Source organism: Amycolatopsis sp. NPDC054798 (assembly GCF_053611505.1).
In genome coordinates this window covers 1-9,117 of record NZ_JBSHAM010000180.1, presented here as the reverse complement: position 1 = coordinate 9,117, position 9,117 = coordinate 1, and the positions used below count along the sequence as shown (strand labels likewise).

Annotated in this window: 7 protein-coding genes and 1 riboswitch; of the genes, 2 read left to right on the top strand and 5 right to left on the bottom strand. The window is 70.1% G+C overall.

The features are described from left to right. The first annotated feature begins 312 nt into the window (after positions 1–312). The gene (locus ACWGIC_RS43975) at positions 313–678 is read left to right on the top strand and encodes a DivIVA domain-containing protein (protein ID WP_452081882.1); all 366 of its coding nucleotides are present in this window, start codon (positions 313–315) and stop codon (positions 676–678) included. 249 nt (positions 679–927) lie between these two features. Here the strand turns inward: ACWGIC_RS43975 and ACWGIC_RS43970 are convergent, their stop codons facing one another. The 3 genes from ACWGIC_RS43970 to ACWGIC_RS43960 all read right to left on the bottom strand — a co-directional run bounded on the left by ACWGIC_RS43970 (position 928) and on the right by ACWGIC_RS43960 (position 5,458). Continuing rightward, positions 928–2,616, bottom strand: a complete 1,689-nt coding sequence (locus ACWGIC_RS43970; RefSeq protein WP_452081881.1) for a fatty acyl-AMP ligase — start codon at positions 2,614–2,616, stop codon at positions 928–930. Between the two features lie 66 nt (positions 2,617–2,682). Beyond that, positions 2,683–4,452 carry an ABC-F family ATP-binding cassette domain-containing protein gene (locus ACWGIC_RS43965; protein ID WP_452081880.1) on the bottom strand — a complete coding sequence of 590 codons (1,770 nt, stop codon included), beginning with the start codon at positions 4,450–4,452 and terminating at the stop codon, positions 2,683–2,685. A gap of 37 nt (positions 4,453–4,489) precedes the next feature. Further along, positions 4,490–5,458 carry a 4-(cytidine 5'-diphospho)-2-C-methyl-D-erythritol kinase gene (locus ACWGIC_RS43960; protein ID WP_452081879.1) on the bottom strand — a complete coding sequence of 323 codons (969 nt, stop codon included), beginning with the start codon at positions 5,456–5,458 and terminating at the stop codon, positions 4,490–4,492. A 121-nt stretch (positions 5,459–5,579) separates the two neighbouring features. Between ACWGIC_RS43960 and ACWGIC_RS43955 the strand changes: the two genes are divergently transcribed. Then, positions 5,580–6,053: a hypothetical protein gene (locus ACWGIC_RS43955; RefSeq protein WP_452081878.1), complete on the top strand. Its 474-nt coding sequence runs from the start codon at positions 5,580–5,582 to the stop codon at positions 6,051–6,053. Between the two features lie 108 nt (positions 6,054–6,161). Here ACWGIC_RS43955 and ACWGIC_RS43950 read toward each other — a convergent pair whose 3' ends face one another. After that, positions 6,162–7,175, bottom strand: coding sequence for a methionine ABC transporter ATP-binding protein (locus ACWGIC_RS43950; RefSeq protein WP_452081877.1), 1,014 nt, complete (start codon positions 7,173–7,175; stop codon positions 6,162–6,164). Positions 7,176–7,391: 216 nt separating this feature from the next. Then, a riboswitch (SAM riboswitch) is annotated at positions 7,392–7,482 on the bottom strand. A gap of 636 nt (positions 7,483–8,118) precedes the next feature. Continuing rightward, a complete protein-coding gene (rsmA, locus tag ACWGIC_RS43945) occupies positions 8,119–8,961 on the bottom strand; it encodes a 16S rRNA (adenine(1518)-N(6)/adenine(1519)-N(6))-dimethyltransferase RsmA (protein WP_452081876.1) in 843 nt (280 codons plus the stop codon). Positions 8,962–9,117 lie beyond the last annotated feature (156 nt).

Genomic DNA, 9,117 nt, shown 5'->3' with positions numbered 1-9,117 from the left:
CCCTCAAGGAGCCCTTCACGGACCTCTACCGGAGCCAACCCCCACGCCCAGGAGCGCTCCGCATCGCCCAAGCGGAACCGCACACAACGCCTGCTGAGAAAAGTCCAATGCGGCAGCGCGGGGGTCGTCGATCTGGGTGTGCGTGTGGGTGAGCCGCAGTGGCCGTGCGTGATGGATTTCTCACTCGATGGGCGGCTTATGGGGCCCTGATCGAGTCTTCCGGGCGGGTGCGGGCTTCCCGGGGTGGCGGGGACCGGTTAGGACGGACGTCAGGAGTTCGCCCCACCCCGACCCTGAATCGGAGATTGATCCATGCCGTTTACCGCCGAGGATCTCGCTGAGGTCGCTTTCGGTAACGCCCCGATCGGCCGCCGCGGCTACGCCAAGCAGGAGGTCGACGACTTCGTGCGGCGGATCGCCAAGACGATCGCCGACGAGGACGATCTGACCGCGGCCGAGGTCCACCACGTGCTGTTCTCCAAGCCGTTGATCGGCAAGCGCGGGTACGACGAGCGCGAGGTCGACCAGTTTCTCGACGAGGTGGAGACGCAGCTGGCCGAGAGGTCCGGGAGGAAGGCCCCGATGATTCCGGGGAGCCGCGGGCCGGGGGAGGCTGCGGCTGGGGTGTCTTGGCCGGTGGTGGCTGAGGCGTCTGTCGAGGGGCTGTCTGGACGGTGAGACTTTGAGTCCGGCGTTTTCAGCCGGAGGTTGGGGATTGCCTCGGTGAATTGTTGCGTGGGGGCACCCCGAAGCTGATTGTGACGACGGTCTGAGGGTGCTTGTCAAGGCGGGAAAGATGCCTTGACAAGCACCCTCAGACCGTGTTTTTGGCTTCGTATCGGGGTGCAGGGCCGGGTGTGGCTGCGCTGGCGGGTTTGGGAGCGCAGGCTGCAGTTGGGCAGGTGGCTTGGTGGCTGGAAAAGACGGTTAAGCCTCTGCGTTTTTTGCGATTTTGTCTGCGTATTGGGCTGCGGTGGCGGCGCGTTTTACCTTGCCGGACGGGGTTTTGGGGAGGCTTCCGGCGGGGAGGACTACTACGGCGAAGGGGCGCATGTCCACGGCGTCTCGGACGCGGGCGGCGATTTCCTTTGCCAGCCGGTTTTCTTCGGTGCTGTCACCGGCCAGTTTGGACTCCACGACCACGGCGAAGCGCTCGCGGCGGCTGCCTGCGTCCAGGCGGACCGCGACCGCGTTGCCTGCCCGTACGCCGTCGACCGAGCCGGCGGCGCGTTCGATGTCGGTCGGGTACAGGTTGCGGCCGCCCATGATGATGACGTCCTTGCGGCGGCCGCAGATCACGATCTGGCCGTCGGCCAGGTAGCCCAGGTCGCCGGTCTTCATCCAGCCGTCCTGGTCCTGGGTGTCCAGCGGGCCGTTGACGGTCAGGTAGCCGGGCGTCACGGCCTCGCCGCGCAGGCGGATCTCGCCGACCTGCCGGTCGCCCAGCACCGCGCCGGATTCGTCGACGATGTCCGCTTCCAGGCCGTCCAGGGGGCGGCCGAGGAGGGCGAACGAGCGGACCTCGTCGGTGCCGCGCCGGGGGTCGCCCTCGGGGACTGGCACGGCGCGGTTGTCCGCTTCCAGAGCGTCCGCTTCGACGACATCCAGCGTGAGTCCGGTGAACAGCGGCGCGAACGAGACCGCCAGCGTCGCCTCTGCCATGCCGTACGCGGGGAACACGCACTCGGGCGGCATGTTGAACCGCTTTCCGGCGTCCACAAAGGTCTTGACGGCCGTTTCGTCGATCGGCTCCGCGCCGTTCAGCGCGATGCGCAGCTTCGACAGGTCGTAGGCGTTGTCGTCCTCGACGCGTGCCATGCGCTTGCCGACGATGGCGTACGCGAAGTTCGGCGCGGCCGTGGTGGTGCCGCCGTACTTGCTGATCAGCTCCGGCCAGATCAACGGACCGGTCAGGAACTCGACCGGGGTGATCTTGATCAGCTCGACGCCGAACGTCATCGGCACGGTCAGGAAGCCGACCATGCCCATGTCGTGGAAGGTCGGCAGCCACGACACCATCACGTCGGTGTCGAACTCGAACTCGGCGCGGTCGACCATCGCCTTGACGTTGGTGTACAGGTTGCCGTAGGTGATCCGGACGGCCTTCGGCTCCGCGGTGGAACCGCTGGTCAGCTGCAGCAGCGCGGTGTCGCCCTCCGCGGTCGGCACGATCTCGGCCAGCGGTTCGGCCTCGATCAGCTCGGAGATCAGCCGGTAGCCGATGCCCTTGCCTTCCAGCACCGGGGCGAGCTGATCGAACGGTTCGCCGAGCACGACCAGCTCGGCCCCGATCATCTCGAGCACAGCCACCGTGTCCTCGGCCCATTCGGCGAGGTCGGTGCGCGGCGTCGGCTGGTGCAGCATCGTCACGCTGCCGCCGGTGAGCCACACCGCCTGCACGGTCGGCGCGATCAGCACCGGTGCGGCGGCCAGCACCGCCACCGCGCTCCCGGGAGCCAAACCGCCGCTGACCAGCCCGCCCGCGATCCGGCGCGCTTCGTCGTGCACCTGGGCCCAGGTCCGGCGCACCGGCTCCTTGGGCTCGCCGGTCACCATGCCGCGCCGTTGCCCCCGGTCCGCCGCGGTCCCGACGAGTGTGTCCACAAACCGACTCATGTGCGTCAGATTACTGTCCGGTTTTCCGGCGCTGCCCGCGGCGGCGTGAACAGCGGATGACCGGTGTCACTCGGCGAGTTCGGAGGTCTCCAGCCACCGCGCCTCGACGTCGTCCTTCTCCGCCAGGACGGCCTTCAGATCGGTGTTCAGCTCGATCAGCTTCTCCGGGTCGGTGGCCGCCTCCGCCAGCGCCGCGTGCAGCTTCTCCTCGCGCTTCGCGAGCTGGTCCAGCTTGCGCTCCAACCGGCCCAATTCCTTTTGCGCCGCACGGGTTTCCGCCGCGCTGCGCTTGGCCTCGGTCTTCTCCGCGGCCGGTGCCTCGCGACGCGGCGCGGCTTCCTTCGCGCGGGCGCGGCGCTGCAGGTACTCCTCGATGCCGCCCGGCAGGTGGGTCACCTTGCCGTCGCCGAGGAGTGCGTACGTGGCGTCGCAGACGCGCTCGACCAGGTACCGGTCGTGCGAGACCACCACCATCGTGCCCGGCCAGCCGTCGAGCAGGTCTTCGAGCTGCTGCAGGGTGTCGATGTCCAGGTCGTTCGTCGGCTCGTCCAGCAGCAGGACGTTCGGCTCGGCCATCAGCAGCCGGCACAGCTGCAGCCGGCGCCGTTCGCCGCCGGAGAGATCGCCGACCGGCGTCCACTGCCGCGCGGCGGGGAAACCGAGCTTCTCGCCGAGCTGCGACGCGGTCATCTCCTGCTTGCCGAACACGACGCGGCCGGCGATCTGCTCGATCGCTTGCAGCACCCGAAGGTCGGCGGGCAGGTCGTCCAGTTCCTGGCGCAGGTGCGCGAGCGCGACCGTCTTGCCCTGCACCCGCCGCCCGGTCGGCGATTCGACGTCGCCGCCCAGCAGCTTCAGCAGCGTGGTCTTGCCGGAGCCGTTCACGCCGACGAGGCCGATCCGGTCGCCAGGGCCGATCCGCCACGTGACGTGGTCGAGCAACGTCCGGTCGCCGACCCGCAGCGATGCGTCTTCCAGCTCCAGCACCGTCTTGCCGAGCCGGCGTTTCGCGAACGCCATCAGCTCCACGGAATCGCGCAGCGGAGGCACGTCGGCGATCAGTGCTTCGGCGGCCTCGACGCGGTAGCGCGGCTTCGAGGACCGCGCCTGCGGACCGCGCCGCAGCCACGCCAACTCCTTGCGCGCCAGGTTCTGCCGCTTCTCCTCCGCGGTCGCGGCGAGGCGAGCGCGTTCGGCACGCGCGAAAATCCAGTCGGCGTAACCGCCTTCGTACTGCTCGACCCGGCCGTTGGCGACTTCCCAGGTGAGGCTCGCGACGGTGTCGAGGAACCACCGGTCGTGCGTCACGACCACGACCGCGATCCGGCGGCCCAGCAGGTGATCGGCGAGCCAGCGCACGCCTTCGACGTCAAGGTGGTTAGTGGGCTCGTCGAGCACCACCAGGTCCAGTTCGCCGGTCAGCGCGGCGGCCAGCGCGACCCGGCGGCGTTCACCGCCGGACAGGTTCGCGGTCGGGGTGTCGAGACCGATCGCGGTGATGCCGAGACCGTCCACAATAGACCGGACGCGGGCGTCGGCGGCCCATTCGTGCTCGGCCCCGTAACGCTCCAGCACCACGTCGCCGACCGTGCTGCCGGTCGGCAATTCGGTGCGCTGGGTGACGACGGCCATCCGCAGGCCGCGCACCTGGCTCACCCGGCCGGAATCCGGCTCGCTCAGTCCGGAAAGGACTTCGAGCAGCGTCGTCTTGCCGCCGCCGTTGAGCCCGACGACGCCGATCCGCTGCCCCTCGGCGACGCCGAGGGAAACGTTGTCCAGCAACGGCTTCACGCCGTAGGACTTGCTCACCGATTCCAGGTTGACCAGGTTGGCCATCCGGATCCTTTCCACTGTGGACTATTGAGACAAAGTTTCAGGCGTGCACGCGCGGCGGCACGTTGCGCGGCGCGTCGTCGCCGCCGACCACCCGGGCTCCCGGCACCGGGCCGTGCGCGACTCGCACCGTCCGGCACACTCCCGCGCCGGACAGCTCCGCGGCCACCTCGACCGCCGTTTCCGCGTCGGAGCACAGGAACGCGCACGTGGGCCCGGAGCCGGACACGCATCCGGCCAGCGCGCCCGCGTTCACCCCGGCGCGCAGCGTGCGGCGCAGGCCGGGCCGCAGCGACACCGCCGCCGCCTGCAAATCGTTGCCCAGCAGCAGGGCGAGCTGGCGAGGGTCACCCGACGCGAGCGCCTCGACGACCGGCGTGTGCGACCCGATCCGCGGCGGTTTGCCGTCGGCGCGCAACCGGTCGAGTTCGCCGAACACCTTGGGGGTGGACAGGCCTTCCTCGTCGAAGGCCAGCACCCAGTGGAACGTGTGCCGCGCGAGCACCGGCACGAGCTGTTCGCCGCGGCCGGTGCCGAGCGCGGTGCCCCCGTACAGCGCGAAAGGCACGTCGCTGCCCAGCCGGCCGGCGATAGTGGCCAGCTCGTCACGAGTGACGTCGAGCTTCCAGAGCGACGACAGCCCGACCAGCGCCGCCGCCGCGTCCGCGCTCCCGCCCGCCATGCCGCCGGCGACCGGAATGCCCTTGCGCAGCACGATTCGCACCTTCGGCGCATCCGCGTCCGGCCGTCCGGCGTAAGCGGCGAGCTCACGAGCCGCGCGCCAGGCGAGGTTGGTGCCGTCGGTGGGCACCGTGCGCTCCCCCTCGCCGTACACCTCGAGCCCTGGCTCGTCGGCGGCCGCGACGGTCACCTCGTCGGTGAGCGAAAGCGCCTGGAAGACGGTGACCAGCTCGTGGAACCCGTCCGCCCGCAGGTCGCCGACGGCCAGGTGCAGGTTGACCTTGGCCGGGACCCGGACGGTGACTGGTGGAGGAACGACGGCGAGCACCCGTCCAGCCTACGTGGCTGCCGCGCGCCGGGTCCCGCCAGGAGAAAACGTTGGCACAGAAGTTCCCCCACTCGTCGTCCCGGATTGGCCGGACGGGCTAGTTTGGAACTACTTTGGAAGTATGGCCGCGCCGGAAGTCAACCTCTCCGAGCTGTCCCTGCACCCGCGCCGGGTGGTGGACCAGCTCGAACGTTCGCCGAGCCGTTCGGTCCGGATTCGCCGACGAGAGAAGGACAAACCCGATCTGCTGCTGGTCACCGCCGAGCGCGCCGAGCAGGTCGCGGCTGGCGCTTCGGCGGCTGTGACGCTCCTCGTGGAACTGGTGCGCCGCAGCACCGAGACGGCCGCGCTCGCCGCCGAGGCGCTGCCCGCCGCGTTCCCGTGGGCGCGGTACCTGCCGGCGGCAGAGCTGCGGACGTTCGTCGGAGAACTGGCCGAAACCCTGGAGCGGGCCGAATCCCTTGGCAACCCGGCCCCGGTCGCCGCCCTCGTGGCGAAGTGGAAGCAGACCGCCGAGGCGCACGCGGATCCGGAGCTGGCGGAGCTTTTGCGCCGGAACGACCACAGTGGACAGACTCCAGGACACTCGTCCTAAAAGTTCGGCCAAGCGACCTGATTTCTCGGTCGCCGCGTCCCGCGGACGTGGCGAGGGCCGCCCCGACCGGATGGGGCGGCCCTCGAAAAACAGCTCAGGGAAAGGGAATCAGGCAGCGACGACGCTCTGCGGTCCGCGAGCCGGCTGGCTCACGTGCGCACCCCGCTCGGAGATCCAGGACAGCGCGGCGTCGGCCCGCTCGCCGCGGACGCCGAGGCGGAAGCGGGCGATCGGGGTGTCCCCGATGCGAGTGAGGCCGCCGCCGATGGTGGCGAGTTCCACGTCGAAGCGGCTGGCCGCCTCGGGCAGCAGCGCACCCACCGACGCGAAGCCGATCAGCACGACGTCGACCGCGCGGTCGTACTTCGCGGACTGGGCGCGCGACGTCTCGACCGAGGGCAGCACCGCCTGCGCGGTCCAGCTGTCCGGCGTCGAGATGAGGTCGAGAACCGTGCCGCGCTCGACGATCGCGCCGTTGTCGAGCACCGCGACGTCGTCGCAGACGCGGCGGACGACGTCCGCGTCCGGCGTGGTGACCACGACCGTCACCCCCAGCTCGGCCCGCGCCCGGTCGAGCACGGCGAGCACCGCGCCGGCGTCCTCGGCCGCGACCCCGGCGGTCGGGTCGTCGGCAAGCAGCACGGCCGGCCCGGCGGCGAGCGCCTTCGCGACCGCCACCCGGCGGAGCTGGCCTTCGGTGAGTTCTTCCGGCTTCTGCGCGGCGCGGGCGGTGAGGCCGACCAGGTCGAGCAGCGAGCCGACCCGGCTGCGCCGCTGCGGGCCGTCGACGCCGAGCTGCTCCAGCGGGCTGGCGATGTTGCCTGCGATGGTGCGCTCGGCGATCAGCTCCGGATTGGTTCCGACGACGCCGAGCTGGCGGCGGATCTCCCGCAGCCGCTTGCCGTCGAGCGTCGCGGTGTTGAGGCCGTCGAGCCGCACGACGCCGCGGTCGGGGCGCTCCTGCAGCGCGATGCAGCGGGCGAGGGTCGACTTGCCGGAACCCGACGGGCCCACGATTCCGAACAGCGAGCCGGCTTGCACGTCAACGCTCACGTCGCGCAGCGCGGCGACGCGATTTCCGTGGAAGGGAAAGGACTTGGACACGTTTTCGACAGTGATCACGAAAGGGCTCCAGGCAAAACGAGGCGCAGCGCCGTTTCCGGGCGCGCCAGGCGTCATCGAATTACCGTCCACTGTGGACGGCGCAAGAAACTGCGGAAAAGACGATCAGGCGATGACCATGGAGCGTCGACACGCACATACCGAGCGGCGACCTTCGTCGACTACGCGCCGGCGGGTCAGCAGGAGCGGGCGGGTGACCCTCTTCATCGAAAACAGCCTCCATCGGTCCTGGCGGTAGCACCTGCCCTGCGGAGGGTGGTTGCTGCGACTTCGGCGAGCCAGGTCTCTCAGTCGCTCGGGATGGACGCTTTCGAGTAAAGCCGATCCCATTGGCTGAACGCAAGCGCGTTGGTGCAGATCACACGTCTGGTGGTGCCCGCATACCGGAACACCGCGTCCTGGATCGCGAAACCCGGAGCCTCGGTCGCCGAACAACGCGTCGACCTGGGAAAGACCCGCCCCCGGCCGCCGGAGCGAACCCGTTCGTTCCACTATGGACGATCAAGGACCCTTATGGATCAATAGTTTTCCCGTTGTCAAGAGGCAGTCGCTCGCAGGGCTGGCTCCGCGGCTGGCCACTGCGGTCGGCGGGCGCAAAAAGCTCATCAGTGCGAAGCACCTCGAACCGGTGCCGCTGAACAATCCGGGCCGCGGAGCAATCGGACTCGCCCGAATGCCCGAGCGCTGACGAGCCGCCCGTCACAGGTAGAGGGCTGTTTCGGCCGCACTCGCGCGATGACCGAGAGTAGCTGAATGGCCTCGGAGGCAACACGATCAGCGACAACGGAGGGTCAGCGGAATACTCGCCGCGCCGCTGCTGTTGGACGGCGAAAGCGAAGCTACGGGACTGGACTGGCGAAGGTGTTCCGCGAGGGGGAGGTGCACGCGATGGCTGGCTGCCCGCGCTATCGATTCGTAGGCACCGCCGCGGAAGGACTCCCGGTCAGCTCCCGGCAGCCGCGATCCGCGCGAACGCGTGCACGTCCAGTTGCTCACCGCGGGTCTTCGGATCGATCCCGGCCTCGGCGAGCAGCTCGCCTGCCCGCTCGGCGGAACCGGCCCATCCCGCCAGCGCCGCCCGCAAAGTCTTGCGCCGCTGGGAGAACGCCGCGTCGACCACCGCGAACAGCCGCGCCCGATCCACCCCGGAGACCGGGTCGGTGCGGGTGAACGACACCAGCGCGGAATCGACGTTCGGCACCGGCCAGAACACCGTGCGCGGCACCGCGGCCACCTTGCGCGCCGGGCCGTACCAGGCCAGTTTCACGCTCGGCACGCCGTAGGTGCGGCTGCCCGGCCCGGCCGCCATCCGGTCGGCGACCTCGGTCTGGACCATTACGAGCCCGCTGCGCAGCGACGGCAGTTCGGCCAGCAGGTGCAGCACCACCGGCACCGCGACGTTGTACGGCAGGTTCGCCACGATCGACACCGGCTCGGCCGGCAGATCGGCGGCACGCACTCGCAGCGCGTCGGCTCCGACGACGGTCAGCCGGTCCGCTGCCTCCGGCGCGCGTTCGGCGACTGTGCGCGGCAGCCGGGCGGCCAGCACTGGATCGATCTCCACAGCGACGACCTGAGCGCCCGCGGCGAGCAGCCCCAGCGTCAGCGAGCCGAGCCCGGGCCCGACCTCCAGCACGACGTCCCCCGGCCGCACGCCGCCGAGTTCGACGATGCGGCGGACCGTGTTGGGGTCGTGCACGAAGTTCTGCCCGAGCTTCTTCGTGGGCCGGACGTCGAGTTCGTCGGCCAGCCCGCGGATTTCGGCAGGCCCCAGCAGTTCCACCACCGGACGAGCCTACCCAGCGCCGCGCGGCGGACGAAAAACAGGCGGCCGGGAGCCGCGCGGCGCCCCCCCGCCACCGGCGAAGTATTGAGGCCCCCGAGCGGCGGTTGCGCGCCCCCCCGCCCGGTGGGTCTGAGTCAGACAACGTCTCTCCCCCGC